The sequence below is a fragment of the Streptomyces sp. NPDC056161 genome, from assembly GCF_042268025.1.
GTDB lineage: Bacteria > Actinomycetota > Actinomycetes > Streptomycetales > Streptomycetaceae > Streptomyces.
Map to the genome: position 1 here is coordinate 47,606 of NZ_JBHJUV010000049.1, position 20,339 is coordinate 67,944.

The 20,339-nt window shown below is 72.5% G+C and carries 24 protein-coding genes; 13 read left to right on the top strand and 11 right to left on the bottom strand.

Annotated features, from left to right (window positions below; all coding sequences use genetic code 11):
• Positions 1-2: 2 nt before the first annotated feature.
• From ACFC09_RS34560 to rpmG, 3 genes are read right to left on the bottom strand one after another with little or no spacing between them, the layout of a single operon-like run.
• Positions 3-1,385, bottom strand: a complete 1,383-nt coding sequence (locus ACFC09_RS34560; protein ID WP_376534919.1) for a GTP-binding protein — start codon at positions 1,383-1,385, stop codon at positions 3-5.
• Positions 1,382-1,654 (bottom strand): type B 50S ribosomal protein L31, encoded by a 273-nt coding sequence (locus ACFC09_RS34565; RefSeq protein WP_376534921.1) that lies wholly within the window; start codon positions 1,652-1,654, stop codon positions 1,382-1,384. The genes ACFC09_RS34560 and ACFC09_RS34565 overlap by 4 nt, the downstream gene beginning before the upstream one ends.
• A gap of 5 nt (positions 1,655-1,659) precedes the next feature.
• Positions 1,660-1,824 (bottom strand): 50S ribosomal protein L33, encoded by a 165-nt coding sequence (gene rpmG / locus ACFC09_RS34570; RefSeq protein ID WP_376534923.1) that lies wholly within the window; start codon positions 1,822-1,824, stop codon positions 1,660-1,662.
• Positions 1,825-1,886: 62 nt separating this feature from the next.
• Here rpmG and rpmB point away from each other — a divergent pair, with 62 nt between their 5' ends.
• The 4 genes from rpmB (at position 1,887) to ACFC09_RS34590 (ending at position 3,895) form a co-directional block, all read left to right on the top strand.
• On the top strand, positions 1,887-2,123 hold the full coding sequence (gene rpmB / locus ACFC09_RS34575; protein WP_376534925.1) for a 50S ribosomal protein L28: 237 nt from the start codon (positions 1,887-1,889) through the stop codon (positions 2,121-2,123).
• Positions 2,124-2,141: 18 nt separating this feature from the next.
• Entirely contained in the window at positions 2,142-2,447 is a 306-nt protein-coding gene (gene rpsN / locus ACFC09_RS34580; RefSeq protein WP_376534927.1) for a 30S ribosomal protein S14, read from the top strand.
• A 56-nt stretch (positions 2,448-2,503) separates the two neighbouring features.
• Positions 2,504-2,992 (top strand): hypothetical protein, encoded by a 489-nt coding sequence (locus ACFC09_RS34585; RefSeq protein WP_376534929.1) that lies wholly within the window; start codon positions 2,504-2,506, stop codon positions 2,990-2,992.
• A gap of 384 nt (positions 2,993-3,376) precedes the next feature.
• Positions 3,377-3,895: a DUF4232 domain-containing protein gene (locus ACFC09_RS34590; protein ID WP_376534931.1), complete on the top strand. Its 519-nt coding sequence runs from the start codon at positions 3,377-3,379 to the stop codon at positions 3,893-3,895.
• Between the two features lie 251 nt (positions 3,896-4,146).
• On the opposite strand, the gene ACFC09_RS34595 is transcribed toward ACFC09_RS34590, so the two are convergent.
• Both ACFC09_RS34595 and ACFC09_RS34600 read right to left on the bottom strand, forming a co-directional pair.
• Positions 4,147-4,512, bottom strand: coding sequence for a hypothetical protein (locus tag ACFC09_RS34595; RefSeq protein WP_376534933.1), 366 nt, complete (start codon positions 4,510-4,512; stop codon positions 4,147-4,149).
• A 309-nt stretch (positions 4,513-4,821) separates the two neighbouring features.
• Positions 4,822-6,000 (bottom strand): DUF2786 domain-containing protein, encoded by a 1,179-nt coding sequence (locus ACFC09_RS34600; RefSeq protein ID WP_376534935.1) that lies wholly within the window; start codon positions 5,998-6,000, stop codon positions 4,822-4,824.
• A gap of 226 nt (positions 6,001-6,226) precedes the next feature.
• Between ACFC09_RS34600 and ACFC09_RS34605 the strand changes: the two genes are divergently transcribed.
• A complete protein-coding gene (locus ACFC09_RS34605; protein ID WP_376534937.1) occupies positions 6,227-7,024 on the top strand; it encodes a Clp protease N-terminal domain-containing protein in 798 nt (265 codons plus the stop codon).
• 49 nt (positions 7,025-7,073) lie between these two features.
• On the top strand, positions 7,074-8,759 hold the full coding sequence (locus ACFC09_RS34610) for a bifunctional 3'-5' exonuclease/DNA polymerase (RefSeq protein WP_376534939.1): 1,686 nt from the start codon (positions 7,074-7,076) through the stop codon (positions 8,757-8,759).
• Positions 8,760-8,777: 18 nt separating this feature from the next.
• Here the strand turns inward: ACFC09_RS34610 and ACFC09_RS34615 are convergent, their stop codons facing one another.
• Both ACFC09_RS34615 and ACFC09_RS34620 read right to left on the bottom strand, forming a co-directional pair.
• Complete coding sequence (locus ACFC09_RS34615; protein ID WP_376534941.1) at positions 8,778-9,671, bottom strand: glycosyltransferase family 2 protein; 894 nt, start codon at positions 9,669-9,671, stop codon at positions 8,778-8,780.
• Positions 9,672-9,943: 272 nt separating this feature from the next.
• Complete coding sequence (locus tag ACFC09_RS34620) at positions 9,944-10,654, bottom strand: TetR/AcrR family transcriptional regulator (protein ID WP_376534943.1); 711 nt, start codon at positions 10,652-10,654, stop codon at positions 9,944-9,946.
• Positions 10,655-10,805: 151 nt separating this feature from the next.
• Between ACFC09_RS34620 and ACFC09_RS34625 the strand changes: the two genes are divergently transcribed.
• Complete coding sequence (locus ACFC09_RS34625; RefSeq protein WP_376534945.1) at positions 10,806-12,245, top strand: aldehyde dehydrogenase; 1,440 nt, start codon at positions 10,806-10,808, stop codon at positions 12,243-12,245.
• Between the two features lie 137 nt (positions 12,246-12,382).
• On the opposite strand, the gene ACFC09_RS34630 is transcribed toward ACFC09_RS34625, so the two are convergent.
• Positions 12,383-13,150, bottom strand: a complete 768-nt coding sequence (locus tag ACFC09_RS34630; protein ID WP_376534947.1) for a class I SAM-dependent methyltransferase — start codon at positions 13,148-13,150, stop codon at positions 12,383-12,385.
• A gap of 261 nt (positions 13,151-13,411) precedes the next feature.
• On the opposite strand from ACFC09_RS34630, the gene ACFC09_RS34635 reads away from it, so the two are divergent.
• Positions 13,412-14,188, top strand: a complete 777-nt coding sequence (locus tag ACFC09_RS34635) for a hypothetical protein (protein ID WP_376534949.1) — start codon at positions 13,412-13,414, stop codon at positions 14,186-14,188.
• A 386-nt stretch (positions 14,189-14,574) separates the two neighbouring features.
• The gene (locus ACFC09_RS34640) at positions 14,575-15,600 is read left to right on the top strand and encodes a 6-phosphofructokinase (RefSeq protein ID WP_376534953.1); all 1,026 of its coding nucleotides are present in this window, start codon (positions 14,575-14,577) and stop codon (positions 15,598-15,600) included.
• 8 nt (positions 15,601-15,608) lie between these two features.
• On the opposite strand, the gene ACFC09_RS34645 is transcribed toward ACFC09_RS34640, so the two are convergent.
• The gene (locus ACFC09_RS34645; RefSeq protein WP_376534955.1) at positions 15,609-15,902 is read right to left on the bottom strand and encodes a hypothetical protein; all 294 of its coding nucleotides are present in this window, start codon (positions 15,900-15,902) and stop codon (positions 15,609-15,611) included.
• 287 nt (positions 15,903-16,189) lie between these two features.
• Between ACFC09_RS34645 and ACFC09_RS34650 the strand changes: the two genes are divergently transcribed.
• Entirely contained in the window at positions 16,190-16,969 is a 780-nt protein-coding gene (locus tag ACFC09_RS34650) for a hypothetical protein (protein ID WP_376534957.1), read from the top strand.
• Positions 16,970-17,140: 171 nt separating this feature from the next.
• Positions 17,141-17,395 (top strand): TetR family transcriptional regulator C-terminal domain-containing protein, encoded by a 255-nt coding sequence (locus tag ACFC09_RS34655; RefSeq protein WP_376534976.1) that lies wholly within the window; start codon positions 17,141-17,143, stop codon positions 17,393-17,395.
• A 260-nt stretch (positions 17,396-17,655) separates the two neighbouring features.
• Here the strand turns inward: ACFC09_RS34655 and ACFC09_RS34660 are convergent, their stop codons facing one another.
• Positions 17,656-17,934: a hypothetical protein gene (locus ACFC09_RS34660; RefSeq protein ID WP_376534959.1), complete on the bottom strand. Its 279-nt coding sequence runs from the start codon at positions 17,932-17,934 to the stop codon at positions 17,656-17,658.
• A 130-nt stretch (positions 17,935-18,064) separates the two neighbouring features.
• Complete coding sequence (locus tag ACFC09_RS34665) at positions 18,065-18,709, bottom strand: hypothetical protein (protein ID WP_376534961.1); 645 nt, start codon at positions 18,707-18,709, stop codon at positions 18,065-18,067.
• A gap of 484 nt (positions 18,710-19,193) precedes the next feature.
• On the opposite strand from ACFC09_RS34665, the gene ACFC09_RS34670 reads away from it, so the two are divergent.
• Positions 19,194-19,667, top strand: a complete 474-nt coding sequence (locus ACFC09_RS34670) for a hypothetical protein (RefSeq protein ID WP_376534963.1) — start codon at positions 19,194-19,196, stop codon at positions 19,665-19,667.
• 206 nt (positions 19,668-19,873) lie between these two features.
• Positions 19,874-20,161, top strand: a complete 288-nt coding sequence (locus ACFC09_RS34675; protein WP_376534965.1) for a hypothetical protein — start codon at positions 19,874-19,876, stop codon at positions 20,159-20,161.
• Positions 20,162-20,339: the final 178 nt, after the last annotated feature.

The following is a 20,339-nucleotide window of genomic DNA, read 5'->3' on the forward strand; positions in this document are numbered from 1 at the left end:
GGTCAGACCTCCAGGAGGGTGTCGAAGGCGGACGGCAGCAGCTTCCACGCCTCGCGCCCGGCGGCGTACTCGGCGTCGGTCAGCAGGCAGGACTCCAGCAACCGCGCCAGTCCGTCGCGGTCGAGGCCGGGTGAGGTGAAGACCAGGTGCTGGCAGCGGTCACCGTGCTCCGGGTGCCAGTCCAGCGCGGCGGCAGCCCGCCGCACCGGCGGGATCAGGTCCCAGGCGGCGTCGGGCAGCGATGCCAGCCACGGCCCCGCGCCCTCCACGCACAGGGCGCCGCCGGCCGCGTCCCAGTGCAGCAGCGTGTCGGGCCGGTCGGCGAGCCAGAACCGCCCCCGGCTGCGGGCGGCGGCGCAGGTCACGTCCTCCAGCGCCGCGTACAGCCGCTCCGGGTGGAACGGCCGGAGCCGCCGGTAGACAAAGGTGGCGACCCCGTGCGCGTCGGCCTCCGCGGGCAGCCGGGCGCAGGCCGGGTGCTGGGCCGCCGCGGCGGCCTCCACGTCGAATCCGGCGAGGGCGGCGCGCGCCAGCGCCGAGAGGGGACGGGTGTCGGCGGGTCTCGCCGAGATGCCTGACGTGCGCGGTGCGTTCGGTGCGTTCGACGCGTTCGACGTGCGCGGTGCGTTCGGCGTGCGCGGCGTGCGCGGCGTGCGCGGTGCGTTCGGCGTGCGCGGTGCGTTCGGCGTGCGTGGTGCGTTCGTGGCGTCGGCTTCGTTCGCCGCGTCCGTCGCGTCTGACGCGTCCACGGTGTCCGCCTCCGGCGGTCCTTCGGCCTCGTGCCGCGGCCGGTCGTCCGGGATCGGGATCCGGCGGGCCGTCGGATGGAGCTGGGACAACAACTCGCGGTCCTCGTCGTCGGCCTCGGGGGAATCGGCCACAGCGAGCACGGGGGCGTACTCCAGTTGGCGGGCGAAGGTGTCGGCGACCGTGCGCTGGTCGCCGGCCGCCGCCGCGAGTCCGCGTTCGGCGAGGTCGTCGCCGTTGCCGAGGTACGGCAGCACGAGTGCCGGGTCGACGGCGGTGATCACGCCGGTGACGGTGAACCCGCCCGCCGTGACCACCTCCGCCATCGCCTTGGGCTCGACGGAGTCCCACAGTTCGACGACCGCGAGCCGGGTGTGCCCGTCCCGGGCGAGCCGGCGCAGTTCGGGCACCAGGTCCTCGCGCAGCGCGCAGCACGCGCAGTCGTTGACGAGGGGCGCCTCGCCGACGTCCAGCAGCCCGCCGGCGTCCCGGACCGACCGCACCACCGTGCCGGCCGCGGCCGTCTCCAGGTCGTGGTGGAGTACGACGCTGCCGGGCACGTCGGCGAGGAGGCGGGCCACGGCCGCCCTGCGGGCGTCGGCGTGCAGCCCCGCGACGATCGCCACCGGGAGGCTCACGCGCCGCCCCGCTTCCCGTTCTGCCGCCGGTCCCCGTACCGCCGCTCGAAGCGCTCGACGCGTCCCGCCGTGTCCAGGACGCGCGCGGTGCCGGTGTAGAAGGGGTGGCTGACGTCCGAGATCTCGACGTCCACGACGGGGTAGGTGTTGCCGTCCGCCCACTCGACGGTCTTCTCGCTGGTCATCGTCGACCTGGTGAGGAAGGCGTGGTTCGCGGCCCGGTCCCGGAAGACCACGGGACCGTAGGCCGGATGGATTCCTTTACGCATGGTGGTCAGCGCTCCTCACGGAAGTCGGTGTGCCGGCCGAGGACCGGGTCGTACTTGCGCAGGGTCATGCGGTCGGGGTCGTTGCGGCGGTTCTTGCGGGTCACGTAGGTGTAGCCGGTCCCGGCCGTGGAACGGAGTCTGATGACCGGACGGAGTTCGTTGCGAGCCATGCTGCTATCTTACTGAAAATGACTTCCATTAACAGTTGGCGACGAGGAGAGGTACGTCACCCATGTCCGCGCACTGCATGCTGACCGGCGCACGACCCGGCTTCGGCAACCGCATCTCCCACTCCCATCGGCGCACGTCCCGCCGCTTCGACCCGAACATCCAGACCAAGCGCTACTGGCTGCCGAGCGAGGGCCGCTACGTACGGCTGCGGCTGAGCACGAAGGCGATCAGGACCGTCGACGTGATCGGCGTCGAGGCGGCGGTGGCGCGCATCCGCGCGCGCGGAGTGAAGGTCTGAGGGGGACGGAGCACCGATATGGCGAAGAAAAGCAAGATCGTGAAGAACGAGGAGCGGCGGCGCACCGTCGCCCGGTACGCCGCCCGCCGGGCCGAACTGAAGGAGATCGTCCGGCGGCCGTCCAGCACCGAGGAGGAGCGGCTGGCCGCCCAGCGGGAACTGCGCGGCCAGCCGCGCGACGCCAGCGCCACCCGCGTGCGCAACCGTGATCAGGTGGACGGCCGCCCGCGCGGCTACCTCCGGACCTTCGGCCTGTCCCGGGTGAACCTGCGGGAGCAGGCGCACCGCGGACACCTGCCCGGCGTACGGAAGTCTTCCTGGTAGGTCCTGATAGCTTGCTGCGGTCGTTCGGCAGACCGGCTACAGCTTGGGAGCTTCCAGTGACTTGGGCGACTAGGACGGTGCGGATCGCGGCGGCGGCCGCGGGACTGACGGGCACGCTCACGCTGAGCGCGTGCGGCGGCGGCGACTCCGCGGACGACACCACGCCGCGGTCGAGCACGTCCGCGGCCACGGGGTCCGCGTCGGCCACCGCCGGCGCCACGGCCTCGGGCGGCACCTTGCAGGGCAGCTGGCTCACCACGAACGGCGGCAAGGCCGTGGCGCTGGTGGTCAACGGCAAGCAGGCCGGTCTCTTCACGACCGGCGGGTCCGTGTGCAGCGGTACCGCCGGCGAGGAGTCGGGCATGCAGATGATCCACCTGACCTGCACCGACGGCAGCAGCGACCGCGAGACCGGGATGGTCGACTCGGTGGCCGGGGACAACCTGAAGGTGACCTGGTCCGGCAAGCTCGGCACGGAGACCTACACCAAGGCGGAGGGCGGCAAGCTCCCGGCGGGCCTGCCGACGGCGAACCTCGGTTCTTGACGGCCGGTTCGGTGGGCGAGGGCCGAGCCGGTTCGGTGGGTGACGGCCGAGCCGGTTCGGTCGTTGCCGGGCCGGTTCGGTGGGCGGGGGCCGGGCCGGTTCGCGAGGGGGCGGATCGGTTCAAGAGCCCGGACCGGTTCGCGAAGGGCGGGCCCCTTCACGAAGGTTCGGTTCGCGAAGGGCCCGGTTTCGGCGCACTGTCGGTTCGTGAAGGTTCTCGATCCGTGCGGATGTCGGTTTTTGAGAGCCTGGTTCTTCAAAGGCTCGGTTTCTGATCCAAGGCCGGGCTCCTGCCCGCGATCCGGAGGGGCGCGTGACGGGATGGCCGCGCCACGCGTGATGATGCTGGGTACACCGTCACGACCTCGACAGGGATCCACACACATGCGCGTCATTCCGCTCAGCGTCACCCTCCTCGCCGCCGCCCTCACCCTGACCGCCTGCAACGACGGGGGCGGCGCCACGAACGGCAAGGGCGACTCGGCCTGCGCCATCGGCGGGGTGTCCGTGCAGATCGGCTCGGCGAGCGTGGCCCCGGGCGCCGGTGACACCGGCGAAGTGCCCGTGAGCATCACCAACCAGAGCGCTCCGTGCACGCTGGACGACTTCCCCGACGTCGTACTGGTCACGGGCGGCAGCAAGGTCGCCGTCCCCGTGGCCCAGGGCGCGAAGGCCCAGAAGCTGAAGCTCGCCAAGGGGGACTTCGCGTCCTTCACGATCAGCTATGTGCGCGGTGCGGCGGGCGACGGGACCAGTCTGGCGGCGAAGACGGTGGAGATCAGCCTGCCCGGCGCCAAGGACGCCGAGAGCTTCCCGTGGTCGTACGGCCCCGTCGCGGGCAAGGGCGGCTCGGACAACACCCCGAACGCCTCCGTCGGCGCCTTCCAGCAGAGCGGCGACTGAGACCGGGAGACGCCGGGGCGGGCGGGCCCGCGCGCGTGGGGGGCGTGGTGCGGGCGCGGGGGAGGGAGGAGGTCCAGGCGCGCGTGAGCACGGAGCGCGCGCCGGCCGGATCCGCCCGCCGACTCGCCGCCGGATCCGCCCGCCGACTCGCCTCCGGGGTGGCCGCGACTCGCCCTCCGGGGTGGCCGCGCCCGGTCCCTGCCCGCGGCCCTGTGCCTTCCTTCCGGGTACGTACGAGACGTCCGGGCGGCTCACGCGCGCGCCGAACGGGCCTCCTCGTGGAACTCCACGTACTCGACGATCGCGCCGCCGGGCAGCCGCACGGTCACGTTGCGGCCGGTGGGCACCTCGTCGGGTCCGTCGAGGATCGCTCCGCCGTGTTCCTCGGTGATGGCCAGGGCCTCGTCGAGGGATTCGACGATCGCGGTGGCATGGGTGGCGCGGAACGGAGCGAGGGCTTCCGCCGTACCCGCGAGCAGCAGGAACCCGCCGATGGCGGCGAGTTCCAGGCCGCGGTGGCTGAACCGCAGCCGTGGCTGCTCCCCGGTGAGCCGTACGAAGGCGGGCAGCGCCACGGCCAGCGAAGCCGGGATCACCCGCACCCGGCGGGCGGGCAAGGCCCGTCTGATGGCGCTGCGCCGCGCCGATCTCGATGCCCGCTTCCCCGGGCTCCTCGCCGCCGTGCTGGGCACAGACGGGCGATGATGCCGGGACCCGCCGGGTTCCGCCCGGCGGGGCCGGGACCTGGCGGGTTCGGGACCCGGCGGATCCGGGGACCCGGCCACGTCCGGCGGCCCCGCCGCCGTCCGACGAACCGGCGTGTCCGGCGAACCGGCGTGTCCGGGGACCCCGCGCGCCCGGAGACCCGGCGCGCCCGGAGACCCGGCGGATCCAGAGACCCGGCGCGTCCGGCGGCCCTGCCGTGCTCACTCCAGTCCGGGGCGGGCCTTCACCTGGGCCCGGTCCGCCGCCCGTCGGCCCTCCGTCCAGCCCGCCGCGTCGCTGACGCCGCGCAGGCGGGTCGAGGCCGTCCGCGGGAACATGCGCTCCAGGTGCTCGCTGACCGCGACCTGCCGGGTGGCCAGGACCGGGAGCAGGTCCGGGCCGGCCTGGGTCGCGGCGGCGGCCGTGAGGCGGTCGCCGACGCGGTGGGCGTAGGCCGCGAGGAACGACTGCCGGAAGGTCTTGGTCCGCTTCCGTCCGCCCGCCCGCTGCGCCGCCTCCGCCTTGGCCATCGCGCGCGTGGCCTGCACCAGGAGCGAGGTATAGAGCAGTTCGACCACCTCCAGGTCGGCCGCGAAACCGACGACCGTGGAAAAGCCGAGCGACTCGTCCCACACGGCGCGGCAGTGGTTCGCCGTGGCGACCGCGTCCAACAGCACCGCCTTGGCCTGCTCGTACGGCGGCTCGACGCCGATCCGCCAGGCCCCGGGCGCGTCCGGAGCGGGTGCGTCCGCCGCCAGCAGCGCCTCGTCGACGCTGTGCCGGGCCATCAGCTCCTGCGCCTTCGCGCTCAGCGCCTCCGCCTCCTCCGGATACCCGGTCGCCTCGGCCTTGGCGAGCAGCGCGCGGATGCGGGAGAGCATGCGGGCGGCCGGGCGCCCCCGGTCCGGTGCCGCCGTCCCGTGCGGCTCCCCCGAATTGCCCGGTCCCTGTGGAGTGCCCGGACCCCGTGGCGTGCTCGGGGGGTCCGCCAGCGGCTCCAGGGCGGGCAGGCGCAGCAGCAGCCGGTACAGCTCCAGGACGGCGGTGGCGTGCGAGAAGCGGTCCGCCTCGCGCGCCGGGGCGGCTGGGAGGGCGGCGAGCTGTGCCGCCCAGCGCGGGCCGCGGGGGCGGTCGGCCGGTGCCTGGGCGCGGATCAGCACCGCGGTCAACCGGACGTGCCCGTCCTCCAGGTCCCGCCGAACCATCCGGACGACGTCGGCGGGCTGCCAGCCGCGCCGCCAGGCCGCCGCCACGAACTCCGCGCCGCGGCGGGCGAGTTCGGCGTCCGCGGCGGGATCGGCCGCGAGGAGGGACGCGCCGGTGTCGAGTCCGGAATCGGTGCCGTCGTAGAGGGCCGCCTGGAAGGCTCGCTCCACGGTGCTGGTCGTACTGCTGCTCACCCGTCGATCGTGCCACGCGCCGCCGACAACGGGCCGCACTGTCCACACCCTGTGGACAACTCCCGCCGTCTGGCCGCCGGTTCGTCCTGCTTCCGCCCGGAAACCCGGCAGCGGAACCGGCAGGGGACCGGCAGGGGACCGACAGGGGACCGACATACCTCAACAGAACCCGGAACACTGTCAACTCGCGGTTGACGCCCACCGGGCGTCAACCTAAGGTTGACACATGACGACCCAACCCGAGGGCAACACGTCTATCCGCCTCGACGACCTCATCGACGCCATCAAGAAGGTGCACACCGAACCCCTCGACCAGCTCCAGGACGCGGTGATCGCCGCCGACCACCTGGGCGACGTGGCGGACCACCTGATCGGCCACTTCGTCGACCAGGCGCGGCGCTCGGGCGCCTCCTGGACCGACATCGGCAGGAGCATGGGGGTCACCCGGCAGGCGGCGCAGAAGCGCTTCGTACCGAAGGAGTCGGCCGACCTCGACCCCAACCAGGGATTCAGCCGCTACACCGTGCGCGCCCGGAACGTGGTGATGGCCGCCCACGCCGAGGCCAAGGAGTCCGGCGGCACCGAGGGTCTGCCCGAGCACCTCGTCCTCGGGCTGCTCACCGAGCCGGACGCCCTCGCCGCGAAGGCGATCACCGCCCAGGGCGTGTCGCTGGAGGAGGTCGGCGCGGCGGCGCGCGCGGCGCTCCCGCCCGCCGCCGGCCGGACACCCGAGCTGGTCCCGTACAGCGCGGGCGCCAAGAAGGTCCTGGAGCTCACCTTCCGCGAGGCCCTGCGCCTCGGCCACAACTACATCGGCACCGAGCACATCCTGCTGGCCCTGCTGGAGCACGAGAACGGCCAGGGCGTGCTCAACGGCCTCGGCATCACCAAGGCGACGAGCGAGCAGTACATCGCCAAGGTACTGGAGGTGCTGGTTCGGCAACGGACGGAGCTGCGGGACGTTTTGCAGACCGAACCGAACCAGCCGAACCAGAAGGACCAGCCGGACCAGAAGGACGACTGAAACGGCAGGTCACGGCGGATTGTCAGACCTGCCTGCCACACTCTGCGACATGGCCGACCGGTGGGCACTCGCTCCGGCCGAGGACGGAGGCGTGGACGTCGCCCCCCTCGGCCCGGACGGGCTGCCCGCCGGTCCGGTCCGGCGGGAGCCAGATCTCGCCGAGGCGGTGCGGGACCGGCCGGAGGTGACGCGCTGGGTGTGGCGGTCGACCCCCGAGGTGTATCCCCGTCTGCTCGCCACGGGGGTGCGAGTGGACAGGTGCTACGACATCGAGGACGCCGAAACACTCCTGCTGGGCCATGAGGGGCGGCACGGCGAGCCACGCTCGGCGGCCGCCGCCCTGGCCCGGCTGCGCGGCGGTCCCGTACCGCCCGATCCGCCGCTGCGCCCGGCCGAACCCGGCGCGCAGTCACCGCTGTTCGAGCCGCAGGGCGCCCGCCTGTCGCTCGACGACCTGCTCACGGTCTACGGCGACCAGCAGCGCCGGCACACCAGGACGGCCCACCCCGACCGGATGCGGCTGCTGACGGCGGCCGAGTCGGCCGGGATGCTGGTGGCCGCCGAGATGAACCACGCGGGTCTGCCCTGGCGGGCGGACGTGCACCGCGAGGTGCTGGACGGCCTGCTCGGGGAGCGGTATCCGGGCGGGGGCGAACCGCGTCGGCTGGCCGAGCTGGCGGACGAGGTGTCGGTCGCCTTCGGCCGGCGGGTGCGGCCCGATCTGCCCGCCGACGTGCTCAAGGCGTTCGCGCAGGCCGGGATCAAGGTGAAGTCCACGCGCCGCTGGGAGATCGAGTCCGTCGACCACCCGGCGGTCGCACCGCTGCTGGAGTACAAGAAGCTGTACCGCGTCTGGGTGGCGCACGGCTGGACGTGGCTTCAGGACTGGGTGCGGGAGGGGCGGTTCCGGCCCGAGTTCCTGGCGGGCGGGACGGTCACCGGGCGCTGGGTGACCAACGGCGGGGGCGCGCTCCAGATCCCCAAGGTGATCCGGCGGGCGGTGGTCGCCGACCCCGGCTGGCGGCTCGTCGTGGCCGACGCCGACCAGATGGAACCGCGCGTGCTGGCCGCGATCTCCCGCGATCCCGGCCTGATGGAGGTGGCCGGGCGCCCGGCCGATCTGTACCAGTCCGTCTCCGACCACGCCTTCTCCGGCGACCGCGAGCAGGCCAAGTTCGCCGTGCTCGGCGCGGTCTACGGCCAGACCTCCGGCGACGGCCTGAAGAACCTCGCCGCACTCAGACGCCGCTTCCCCCGGGCGGTGGCGTACGTCGACGAGGCGGCGCGGGCCGGTGAGGAGGGCCGGCTGGTGCGGACCTGGCTGGGCCGGACCTGCCCGCCGGCGGCCGGGGCCGGGGCCGCCGACGAGGCGGGTCTCCCCCAGGACGACGACCCGGGCGAGCAGCCCGACGAGGGCTGGGTGCCGGGGTACGCCTCCACCAACGCGCGCGCCCGGGGCCGGTTCACGCGCAATTTCGTCGTCCAGGGCAGTGCCGCCGACTGGGCCCTGCTACTGCTCGCGGCGCTCCGCAGAACCTGCGCGCAACTGGCTGCCGAACTGGTGTTCTTCCAGCATGACGAGGTGATCGTGCACTGTCCGCAGGAGGAGGCCGACACCGTCGTCGCGGCGATCGCGGAGGCGGCGGAGCTGGCGGGGAAGCTGACCTTCGGCGAGACCCCGGTGCGGTTTCCGTTCACGACGGCCGTGGTGGAGTGCTACGCGGACGCCAAGTGAGCGGGGATCCGGCACCCGTCAGACGACCGGCGGGCGCCCCAGCCGGGTCAGCCGCCACACCGTCCGCCACCGCATGGGCCGACGCTCGCCGGCCGGTTGCCGCACCCCCTCGACGAACCCGCCGAACCAGGCCCGCAGCCCGCCCACCGACCGGGTGCGGACGAGGGTGAGCAGCATCCACACCGCGAGGTGGACCGGGATCAGCAGGAGGGGCAGCCGGCGCCGGACCAGCCAGACCCGGTTGCGGGCGGTCACCCGGTGGTAGATGGCGTGCCGGGCGGGTGAGGTCCTGGGGTGCCGCAGGAGCAGTGCGGGCGCGTAGAGGATCTTCCAGTCGGCATCGGCGGCCCGCCACGCCAGGTCCGTCTCCTCGTGCGCGAAGAAGAACTCGGCGGGCCAGTCCCCGGTCTGGGCCAGCATCGCCATGCTCAGGGCGTGCGCGCCGCCGAGGAAGCCGGTGACGTAGCCGCCGCGCAGCGGATCGGAGGTGCCGACCCGGGGCACGTGCCGCTGCTGGGTCTCCCCCCTCTCGTCGGCGATGCGGAAGGCGACGATGCCCAGCCGGGGGTCGGCGGCGTACAGGTCCCGCACGCGGCGCAGCACATCGGCCTCGACGAGCAGCCCGTCGTCGTCCAGTTCGACGACCACATCGGTGTCGCCGTACTCCCGCAGCCGGGCGAGCGCGACGTTGCGGCCCCCCGGGCAGCCCAGGTTCTCCTCGACGTCCACGGTGGTGACCTCGCCGGGCAGTGAGAGCCGCCGGGCGAACTCGGGCAGCCGGCACCCGTTTCCGACGATCACGATCCGGGCGGGGGCGAGGTCCTGCTTGGCCACGGATTCCAGCAGGGCATCGACCTCGGCGGGACGGTTCCCCATGGTCACCACGGCGACGGCGATCCTCGGCTCCACCACGTCTCTCACCCCATCCGGCCGACGGCGGCGGCCACGCCCGGCCGCGCGGCGCCCACCGTTCACCAAGATGTTGCCTCAGATCCCCCGACCTCTCTGACCCCGCTTCACTTTCCCGCCCTTTTGCTCCGCCTTTGCCGCTGATTTTCCGCCCGGGACCCCGCGGCCTTGTCGGCCCTGTCGACCCGGCGACCCCGTCGGCCCGGCGACCCGGCGGTCCTGTCGGCCCGGCCGGACCGTTCTGGCACCCGGCCGTCGGCCGGCCCGCGCGCGGATCAGGAGACGGCGGGGCCCCGCAGCGAGGTGGTGAGCAGCTCGATCATGCGGCTGTAGCGGGCGGGGAAGTCGACGTGGGCGGCGAGGAGCGCGGGGTCCTCCACGGCCGCGGCGACGGTGGGTCCGGGATGGGCGAGCGGCCACAGTCCCGCGATCAGCACGTTGGTCGCCGAGGCCAGTTCCTTCGCGGCCGCCCGGTCCAGGCCCGGGACGCGGGCGTGGATGATGTCGGCGAGCCGGTCGTTGTTGGCCAGCGCGTTGCGCTTGTAGGTACGGACCGTCTCCACCGAGACCGTCCGCTCCAGCACGCTGGCCAGCACGCTCGCCAACTCGCACAGCACCGGCCGGGCGGCGAGCGAGGCGGCGTACGCGTCGGCGAACCGGCGTGCCGCCGCGGCCGGCCCGTCACCCTCCGCCGCCACGCCGCCCTCCGCCGCCGCGTCGGCGGGCGCGAGGTCCGCCGGGAGCGAGTCCAGCCAGGCGCGGTACTGCCGGTTGAGGAGTTCCAGGAACACCGCCTCGCGGTTCTCGAAGTACCGCAGCACGTTCGAGGTGGCGATCCCCGCCTCCCGGCCGATGTCGCGCAGGGTGATGTCGGCGACCTGCGCCTTGCCCAGCAGACGCCCGGCCGCGTCCAGGATCGACTGTCTGCGTAGTTCCCGGTTCTCCGGGCTGCGCGCGCGGATGAACCCCTGCCCGGTCTCGCTCATGGCCCTCTCTCCACCGCCCCCCGGCTGTGCCGCTCGCCGTGTCACTGCGGCCAGGATACCGGCCGCACTCGATAAGAGAACGACGTTCTGTTACAGTCGGCCGTAAGAGAACGACGTTCGGCTAAATGCCGGGCCGGTTTGGGAGGACATCGTGATCACGTACGACAAGCTGCTCGTGGGCGGGGTCTGGACCGCCCCCGCCAGCACCGGCGTCCTGCGGGTGCGCTCCCCGCACGACCAGTCCCCGGTGGGTGTGGTGCCGGAGGCGTCCCGCGCCGACGTGGACCGCGCGGTGGCCGCGGCCCGCGCGGCCTTCGACCACGGTCCCTGGCCGCGGCTCTCACCCGAGGAACGCCGCCAAGTGGTCGCGCGCTTCAACGAGCTGCACTCCGCGCGCGCCGACGAACTGGCCGCGCTCATCACCTCGGAGAACGGCTCGGCCACGTGGTTCACCACGTGGATGCAGCACAGCCTGAAGGACTTCGTGGACGACTTCATCGAGGTCGCGACGGGCTTCGACTGGGAGACCGACCTGCCCGCCCAGGACGGCCACCGCACCGTGGTGCGCCGCGCCCCCGTGGGAGTCGTAGCGGCGGTGATCCCGTGGAACGCGCCGCACCAGTCCGCCCTGGTCAAGATCATTCCGGCACTGCTGGCCGGTTGCGCGGTCATCCTGAAGCCGTCGCCCGAGACCGCCGTGGACGGTCTGCTGCTCGGCGAGATCCTGGCCGCGGCGGGGTTCCCCGAGGGCGTGGTCAGCGTGCTGCCCGCCGACCGCGAGGTCAGCGAGTACCTGATCGGACACCCCGGCATCGACAAGGTCGCCTTCACCGGCTCGACCGCGGCAGGCCGCCGTATCGCCGCCGTCGCCGGCGAGCAGTTCAAGCGCGTCAGCCTGGAACTCGGCGGCAAGTCCGCGTCCATCGTCCTGCCGGACGCGGACGTGGACCGGGTCGCGGCGGGCCTGAAGGGCCTGTCGCTGGGCAACAACGGCGAGGCGTGCGTCGCCCACACCCGCATCCTGGCCCCGCGCAGCCGCTACGACGAGGTCGTCGACGCCGTCGCCGCCATGATGAGCGGCCTCACCGTGGGCGACCCCTCGGACCCCGGCACCTGGATCGGCCCCATGGTCAAGCAGGCACAACAGCAGCGCATCCAGTCCTACATCGAGGCCGGCCTCGCCGAGGGCGCCCGCGTGGTGGTCGGCGGCCCCGGCGCACCGGACACCCCGGGCCTGGAGAAGGGCTTCTACGTGCGCCCGACCCTCTTCGCCGATGTCGCCAACTCCATGAAGATCGCCCAGGAGGAGATCTTCGGCCCGGTCCTGGCGGTCATCCCCTTCGACACCGAGGACGAGGCCGTCGCCCTCGCCAACGACTCCGCCTACGGCCTGTCCGGCGGCGTGTGGACCGCCGACCCGGAGCACGGACTCGACGTGGCCCGCCGCATCCGCACGGGCACGTTCTCCGTCAACGGCGCGTCCCGTGACATGCGCGCCCCCTTCGGCGGCTTCAAGGCCAGTGGCTTCGGCCGGGAGTACGGCGCGGTGGGGCTGAGCGCCTACACCGAGTACCAGTCCATCGCCGTGTGACCGACGGCCACTGCCGCCGACGGCCGACCACCGGCTCCCAGCCCCCGGCCCCGGCCCCGGCTACCGGCTACCGGCTACCGGCTACCGGCTACCGGCTACCGGCTACCGGCTACCGGCTACCGGCTACCGGCTACCGGCTACCGGCCGGCGTACGCCGTGAGCACCGGCTGGAAGAAACCCGTCTCCTCGGGCATCCGCCACATGGGATCCACGAACCCCGCAGCGGTCACGAGACCGGCCAGCCGCTCCCGTCCGAGGGCCCAGTAGACGGTCCGGCGGACCCGGACGCGCCACTCGCCGTCCGCCGGCAGCAGTTGGAAGTGCTCCAGGTTGTAGTGCTCGCCGTCGTCGTGCCAGTGCCAGAGCTGGAAGGTGACGGTCCGCTCTCCCCCGTCCACCGGCTGGTGGAGTTGCGGGGGCGCCGAAACGGGACGAGTGCGCAGCAGGTCGTCGTAGGGGCGGGTGCTGATCACCAGCCGGCCGTCGGTACGCAGCACGCGGCGCATCTCCGCCAGCGCGGCACCGACGTCCAGCTCCGTCAGAAGATGGGGCAGGGCGTTGTCGGCGCAGACCACGGCGTCGAACCGGGCGTCGGTGAAGGGAAGCCGCCGCATGTCGGCGGCGGCCGTGCGCAGCGTGACATCGCGCCGCGCCGCCTCCCGGGCCGCGCGGGCGGCGGCGCGGGGGCTCAGGTCCGTCCCGGTGACCTGGTGTCCGCGCAGCGCGAGACCGATGGCCTGGGTGCCGATACCGCAGGAGCAGTCGAGCACCGCCGCACCGTCCCGGCCCAGCAGGGCGTGCAGGGCGTTCCCCTGCCGTCGGACGCCCGCGTCCCAGTCCGCGTAGATCAGGTGGTAGTCGTCGGCGAAGTCGTCGTAGAAGCGTGCCACCGGATTCTCGGACATGGCCCGAGGCTACGGCCGTCGGCCGGTTCCGCGAAGACGTCCAGCGAAGACGTCCGGCGAAGACGTCCGGCGAAGGCATCCGGCGGCGTCGACGGAACTGTCCGTGAACGCCCCGGATCGTGCACTCGTCCGACGTTCTGCCGAGTGATCGCTCAACACAATCACAGGGAAACAAAAGCACCCGCACATGACCGACCAGCACGCTCTGGGTTGTCCGTCACTGACCACTCGACTACTCGACCTCGACCGAGGAGCGTCCTCATGAACGACAACGACCCGACAGACCACTCGCCCGCCGGAGCCTCCCTGACGACCGCGGCCCCGCGGGCGCGCCGAGGCGGCGCGCCGCGCGTGCTGTCGAAGAAGAAGGGCGCGTGGATCGTGGCCGCCGGGCTCACCTGCGCGCTGGCCGGTGTCGCCGGCATCAGCACGTCGGCCGCGGCGGCCACCCCGACCGCGGCGACGGTGCTGCCGTCCGCCGCGCCGACCGACGGCGGTTCCCGGTCCGACCCGTCCGACGGGGGCGCGACCGGCATCGTCGACGCCGTCTCCGACTCCGGCTTCACCTTCGCCACGGCCACGGGTGTGGAGGTGACCGTCGACGAGACGTCCACGACCACCTACACGAAGAAGAACCGCGACGCCTCCGCGAAGATCGTGAAGGAGGGCGAGAGCGTCCTCGTCCTGGGCCTGGTCGACAGCGCGACGATCACGGCGACGCACGTCGTCGTCCAGCCCGGCGGCGACGGCGGCGCCGCGGCGGCCGAGGCGGCCGGCGTAATCGCCTTCCAGCAGGGCACCCCCTCCCCCGACAAGTCGGTCGGCCAGATCCCCGACTACACCGAGGGAGAAGGCACCATCGTCAACGGCACCACGGCGTACAAAGCCACCAAGGCCGCGCAGGCCCTCGTACCCGGAGGCATCGCCGACCGCGTGGTGCAGCTCAGCAACGGCGAGTACGAGGTGCACAACATCAGCATCAACTGGCCGCACCACGTCTTCGTCAGCAAGGACTTCAAGGTCCTCGGCTACGAGTGACCGAGCGGCACGGAACCCGTCCGCGCGGGGTGCGCACCGGGACGCCGTGCCGTGGGTGAGGGGTCGCAGGGCGGCGGGTGCCGAGTGATCGGCGCCCGCCGCCCCGCGGTGTGAAGTGGGCACGGCCGAGCAGGTGGACGGAGGCTGGAAGAGGGAGAGGGAAGCCGGAGGGAGAGGTGGGGAGGAGGCCGCCCAGCCGGATGGACGACTGATCGGACGGGCGGCTGATCGGACGGCGACCGGCCTGACGGGCGACCGGCCTGACGGCGGCCCGCCTGACGGGTGACTGATCAGCCGGGTGACTGATCAGCCGGGTGACTGATCAGCCGGGTGGCCGGTCGTACGGGTGACCGTTCGTACGGGTGACTGACGCAAGGGAGAAAGCCATGAAGGTCGGCATACTGACCGGTGGCGGGGACTGTCCCGGCCTGAACGCGGTGATCCGCAGCGTCGTCCGCAAGGGCATCGAGCAGTACGCCTTCGAGTTCGTCGGACTGCGCGACGGCTGGCGCGGAGCGCTCCAGAACCGCGTCGTCCCGCTGGACGTCTCCAGCGTGCGGGGGATCCTCCCGCGGGGCGGAACCATCCTCGGTTCCTCCCGGACCAACCCGTTCCAGCACGAGGACGGGGTTCGACGGGTGCAGGACACCCTCGCCGCGCACGACGTGGACGCGCTCGTCGTGATCGGCGGCGAGGACACCCTCAACGCGGCCGCCGGGCTCAGCGGCCTGGGGATCGACCTGGTCGGCGTGCCGAAGACCATCGACAACGACGTGTGGGGCACGGACTACACCTTCGGCTTCGACACCGCCGTCGGCATAGCGACCGAGGCCGTCGACCGCCTGCACACCACCGCCGAGTCCCACATGCGCACCCTCGTGATGGAGGTGATGGGGCGGCACTCCGGCTGGCTCGCCCTGTACTCGGGGGTCGCGGGCGGCGCCAACGTGATCCTCGTACCGGAGCGGCCGTTCGACATCGACGAGGTCTGCGGGTGGGTGAACAGCCGCTTCCGGATCAACTACGCGCCGGTCGTCGTGGTGGCCGAGGGCGCGGTCCCCAAGGACGGGAAGATGATCCTCAAGGACGACTCGGTGGACGAGTTCGGCCACGTCCGGCTGTCCGGGGTGGGCGAGTGGCTGGCCCGGGAGATCTCGCGGCGCACGGGCACGGACGCCCGCACCACCGTCCTCGGGCACGTCCAGCGCGGCGGCACCCCGAGCGCCTTCGACCGCTGGCTGGCCACGCGATTCGGGCTGCACGCCGTGGACGCGGTCAAGGACGGTGACTTCGGCGTCATGGTGTCGCTGGACGGCACCCGGATCGTCCGCGTCCCCCTCGCCGACGTCACGGGCCGGATCAAGACGGTCGATCCGTCGCTGTACGACGAGTTCGGGGTGTTCTTCGGCTGACCCGCCGCCTAGGGAGAGGCAGCGGCACCCAGTTCCATGACGGTGGCGCCGCCGCCCAGCCGGACGGCTGCCACCGCCGCCTGGTGCAGGTCGCGGCTGTGCCGCTCGGAACGGCAGGGGACCGGGCTGCCGGTCATGGTCAGCCACGTCGACGTGCCCGTGTACCGGACCGTCACATCGGCCGCTCTGCCGTGCCAGGCGGTGTGCACGGTCAGATCGCCCGTGACGATCCCCGCCTCGTCGGTACGCACGCCACCGCGGCCGGTGAAGACCCCCGGCGTCGTCCATGATGCGCCAACCATGACGCCCGCCACCTTCCTGTCCGATCCTTCTGGGCCTCTTCCTCCATGAGGCCCGATGACCCAGCTCCACCCGTTATGCCCTGTTTCTCCATGATGCCCGGTTGCTCCATGGTGGCTGGCCGGACACGGCCGCCGCTTGGGCCGCACGTCCCGATCCCGGGGTACGACCGGACTCACGGCGCTCGCCCCGGCGGAGCCGCACGGGCCTGCGGCCAGATCTTTGAACGGGCCACGAATTCGGTCGGACTGTGCCACCGTGTCCGTCGCGGACGATCAGAGGGGGACGGGTGACCGATCAGCCGCAGCGCAGTGTCCGGATCCGCCTGGCCCGGCGGCGGACGGCCCCGGCCCGCGTCCGGGCACGGGTCGCCGAACCTCAGCCGGAGCCGGAGCCGGAGCCCGACGAGGAGGCACGGGTGCCGTGGCCGAGCAGGGTGTGGCGGAGCCTGCGCGGGCGCAGTTGGGCGCAGATCGCGACGGTGATCGGAGTCGCCTCCGCCATCGGCGGCCTCTTCGCCCAGGCAGTGGCCACCTATTACGACGCCGCCGTCTCCAGGGACCAGTTGAAGCAGTCCCGCGAGAACGACAAGGCCGCGGAGCGGGACCAGGCGTCCCAGGTCACGTTCTGGACCGAGGACCCACCGTACGGCCCGCGCACGATCCACATCGTGAACAGGTCACCGGACGCGGTCTCCGCGGTCGCCCTGGCCGTCACGTGGAACGGATCCGGCAAGCGCTACCTGGCCGAGAACGTGCTCGCCCCGTGCACCGTCGTCACGTACTCGGAGGAGCACCTGCTGGCCATCCCGCGCCTGCCGCCGGACGGGCTCAAGATGCAGCGTCTGAACACCGTCCGCTACGACGTCGACAGCCTCTCCTTCGTCGACAGCCGAGGCCGGAGCTGGGTTCGTTCCCTGACGGGTCTGTCCCCGGGGCCCTCCCCGCTGACGGAGAAGTCCTGGAAGGCCGCACAGGGTTCGGGAGCGGACCCGTTCCAGGACACGCTCGTGAAGGACAAGGAACCTCAGACGGAGAAGGCCGCCCCGTGCGGCGACGGGAGCCAGTGAAACGGCGCGGACGCCCATGCGGCCCGGCCCGGGTCCGGCCGCCCCGACGGAGGCGGAGAGGCGCCCGCACATGGCCCTCGCGCCTCGCCCCCTCCAGGCGGGCGGGGTCATGCCGATTGCCGTACATACATACGTGTACGTACGGTCATGGGGTGACGGGCCGATCCCGAGATCGCGGCGGACGAACGGCTCCGGGAGCCCGCACGCGAGACGTTCGCGGTCCTGCACGCCTGCCTGGTGTCCGTGATCGAGGACGGCAAGGCCCAAGGAGAGTTCGACGCGGACCTGGACGCGGCGCGCACCGCAAGCGCCTTGTCGGCCGTCGTCCAGGGCGGTCACACGCTCGCGCGGGCGGCGGCCTCCACCGAGCCGTACGACCGGGCCGTCCGGGGGGCTCTGGCTCTGCTGGAGTCCGCCCGCCGGTAGAGCGGGCCCCGGCCGGACGGGGCCCGTCGACCGGGGCCCGGCCGAGGAGGTCCGGTCCGACAGGCCCCGGCAGAAGGGCAGTTCCGCGCGCCGGTGAGGCGGCCGGATCGGGCGCCGGCGCCAGGGGCACCCGGGCTCTCCGACGCGCGTACCTCCGAGCCGCCCCGCGCCGGAAGGGAACGAGGGTGGACGGGACCGGCAGACGGGATGCGCGGCCCGGAGGCGCAGGGGGTTCGGCGGCCGAGGGGCGGCGCCGCCGGTCAGAACGCCCGGCTGTTGCAGCCCATGTCCGAACCGAGGTGGCTCTGCTGCGCGCCCGGGGACCCTTCGCCGTTCAGCAGGTTGCCGGCCAGGCCGGTGAGGGCGCTGACGCCGCCGAGCACCTCGATGTTCATGTCGTGCGAACGGCACTCGATGCCCTGCGTGATGTCGAACTCGTCGTGGCCCCGCTCACCGTGGGCGAGGGCGGTACCGCCACCGAGGGTGCCGACGCTGCCGAGGATGGCACCGACGAGGACTGCCTTGTGAAACCTGCGCATGGGTTCTCCGTTGGTCGAGCGGACGGGGTCCGCGTCGGGTCGGATCGGATCGAGTCAGATCGGTTCAGATCAAGTCGGATCGGATCGGATCGGATCGGATCGGGATTGCGGGACGAGTACGGGCGGGCCGTCAGCCGAGCCGGGGAAGCCCGAGCTGGCCGACGGGAGGCGCCGCGACCTGTCCCAGGCCGACCGGTGCCAGCCCCGGTACGCTCGGCGGGCCCACCAGTGGGTTCACCTGGGGATTCAGCTGCGGATTGATCTGCGGGTTCACCTGCGGTGCGACATGCAGCGGGGACTCCGGGCCGAATGCCTGGGGCATGGCCACCTGCGGGGCGACCTGGGGCATGACCTGCGGCATCACCTGCGGCACCACCTGGGCCGGCGGCGCGGGGGCAGCCTGCTGCGGGTAGGACGGAGCAGCCTGCTGCGGGTAGGACGGAGCAGCCTGCTGCGGGTACGACGGGGCAGCCTGCTGCGGGTACGACGGAGCGGCCTGCTGCGGGTACGGCGACGCGTACGACTGTGCCGAGCCCTGCGAGGAGGCCGAGGCGGCGGCGTAACCGGTCTGCTGTGGCGCCTGCGGGGCAGGTGCCGGGGCGGCCTGCGGGGCCGGCGCCGGGGCCGCGGCCTGGGGAGCCGGGTACTCGGGAGCCGGCGCCGGAGTGGCACTGCCACCCGCGACGGACGAGTCGGCGGCATGGCTGACGCCACCCCCGATGGACAGACCACTTGCCGCCGCCACGACGAGCGCGACCCTGTGAAGCTTGCGCATGAAACCCTCGGCCCTTCGATACCCGAAAAGGGAAATCCATTGCATTCAGTGCGGTCGCGCGTGCGGTCGGTGCGATATTCGCACCGCACCGTCAGCAGTGGTACTCCTGAGTTGCACACGGACGTCGCGTCGGAGCCGGCAGCGAATTCCCTCATCCCTCTTCAGGTCCTACGGTCGCTGCCCTCTCCCCGTCGGAACGAAGATTCCCCGGCCATGGTCACGGCACCTGAAAACCCGTCACCCATTTGCCGCCCAGCGGCCGGACATTGCGGCCCGTACGCCCTTGCGGCAAATGGGTGACCACGGTCCGGCACCCGTATCTGCGTCCGCGCGCACTTCGTTCCCCACGGGCCAAGAACGATGGACCGGCGCAGCCGCACAGAGCAGCAAGAAATGCGATAACTACGCCGCCCCGTCAGCCATTTCACCAGGTTCCGTCTCCAGGTCAATGACGTCTACAGGTCAACGAAGGGCCGAGGATTCCATGCGCAAGCTTCACCAAGTCGCGCTCGTCGTCGCGGCAGCCGGCGGTCTGTCCGCCGTCGGCGCCGGCCCGAGCTCCGCCGCCCCCGCCGCCTACAACGGGGCCGTGCCGCCCCCCGTTTCACAGCCGGACGCCCAGGCCGCCTCGGCCGCCTCCGCCCAGGCGACCGCGCAGACCTACGGCTCGCCGGCCCAGCAGCCGGCCCCGCAACGGGGCACCGAGGTCTCCCCGCAGGTCAACCCCCAACTGAACCCGCAGATCAACCCCCAGATCGCACCGCAGGCCCAACAGCCGTCGGCGGGCGCCCCAGTGACCCAGAACAACTTGTTCCGTCCGTACCAGGAGTGCAGCCCGCAGTCCCTGCTCGACGCGAACGTCCCGGTCGCACTGCTCGCCGCCGCCCAGACCCGGGGCGTCGAGTGCAGCCAGGCCAACAGCCAGTCGAACTCCCTCGCCAGCGCGCAACAGCGCTGACCACCGGGGACGACGGACGGTACGGGCCCGGCGAGCATCACCACCGCCGGGCCCGTCGGCCTTCACTACGGCTTTCGGGTGCTTCTTTTACGCGATCAGAAAAGCGGCGCGTCGATGCCCGTTTTATGGCCTTTCATACTAATCTCCCGTAATTGTAAAAAGTCGATCTGCCACAGATCGCACCCACTCACTCCACCGGAGATGACATGCGCAAGCTTCGCAACGTCGCCGTCCTGGTCGCCGCGCTCGGCAGCATCGGACTCGTCGGCGGCACGGCCCACGCCGACCACGGCAGGGGCGGCGACGACGGCGGCGACAAGTTCAACATCCAGCAGAGCTCCCACTGCAAGTCGCACGACCTGAACCTTGACGTTCTCGGCGAGGTCGGCCTGCTCAACGGCCTGCTGGGCAACGCCCTGAACGGCGAGGGCAACCCGGGCGCCCAGGCCACCGAAATGGGTTCCTCGATGAGCTGCAACAACAGCGCGTTCTGAGGCGACGACCGGCGCACAGCCGCCGGCCGGTGAACGGTCCCGGCACCGCCCCCCAGGCCTGGTGCCGGGACCTTTGCGCGCTCCGGCAGGCCGCGGGAGATCGAGAAGCATTCGTTCGGTGCGGCCGTCGGCAGGACGAAATGGCGATCCCCGGTGTCCCGATCAACGGTCGGGACAC

Coding starts and splice junctions, on each gene's coding strand:
- ACFC09_RS34565 (WP_376534921.1), bottom strand. CDS start 1,654: ATGCGTAAAGGAATCCATCCGGCCTACGGTCCCGTGGTCTTCCGGGAC.
- ACFC09_RS34605 (WP_376534937.1), top strand. CDS start 6,227: ATGACGACCCAACCCGAGGGCAACACGTCTATCCGCCTCGACGACCTC.
- ACFC09_RS34675 (WP_376534965.1), top strand. CDS start 19,874: ATGCGCAAGCTTCGCAACGTCGCCGTCCTGGTCGCCGCGCTCGGCAGC.
- ACFC09_RS34670 (WP_376534963.1), top strand. CDS start 19,194: ATGCGCAAGCTTCACCAAGTCGCGCTCGTCGTCGCGGCAGCCGGCGGT.
- ACFC09_RS34645 (WP_376534955.1), bottom strand. CDS start 15,902: ATGGTTGGCGCATCATGGACGACGCCGGGGGTCTTCACCGGCCGCGGT.
- ACFC09_RS34635 (WP_376534949.1), top strand. CDS start 13,412: ATGAACGACAACGACCCGACAGACCACTCGCCCGCCGGAGCCTCCCTG.
- ACFC09_RS34660 (WP_376534959.1), bottom strand. CDS start 17,934: ATGCGCAGGTTTCACAAGGCAGTCCTCGTCGGTGCCATCCTCGGCAGC.
- ACFC09_RS34620 (WP_376534943.1), bottom strand. CDS start 10,654: ATGAGCGAGACCGGGCAGGGGTTCATCCGCGCGCGCAGCCCGGAGAAC.
- rpmB (WP_376534925.1), top strand. CDS start 1,887: ATGTCCGCGCACTGCATGCTGACCGGCGCACGACCCGGCTTCGGCAAC.
- rpmG (WP_376534923.1), bottom strand. CDS start 1,824: ATGGCTCGCAACGAACTCCGTCCGGTCATCAGACTCCGTTCCACGGCC.
- ACFC09_RS34610 (WP_376534939.1), top strand. CDS start 7,074: ATGGCCGACCGGTGGGCACTCGCTCCGGCCGAGGACGGAGGCGTGGAC.
- ACFC09_RS34630 (WP_376534947.1), bottom strand. CDS start 13,150: ATGTCCGAGAATCCGGTGGCACGCTTCTACGACGACTTCGCCGACGAC.
- rpsN (WP_376534927.1), top strand. CDS start 2,142: ATGGCGAAGAAAAGCAAGATCGTGAAGAACGAGGAGCGGCGGCGCACC.
- ACFC09_RS34590 (WP_376534931.1), top strand. CDS start 3,377: ATGCGCGTCATTCCGCTCAGCGTCACCCTCCTCGCCGCCGCCCTCACC.
- ACFC09_RS34665 (WP_376534961.1), bottom strand. CDS start 18,709: ATGCGCAAGCTTCACAGGGTCGCGCTCGTCGTGGCGGCGGCAAGTGGT.
- ACFC09_RS34640 (WP_376534953.1), top strand. CDS start 14,575: ATGAAGGTCGGCATACTGACCGGTGGCGGGGACTGTCCCGGCCTGAAC.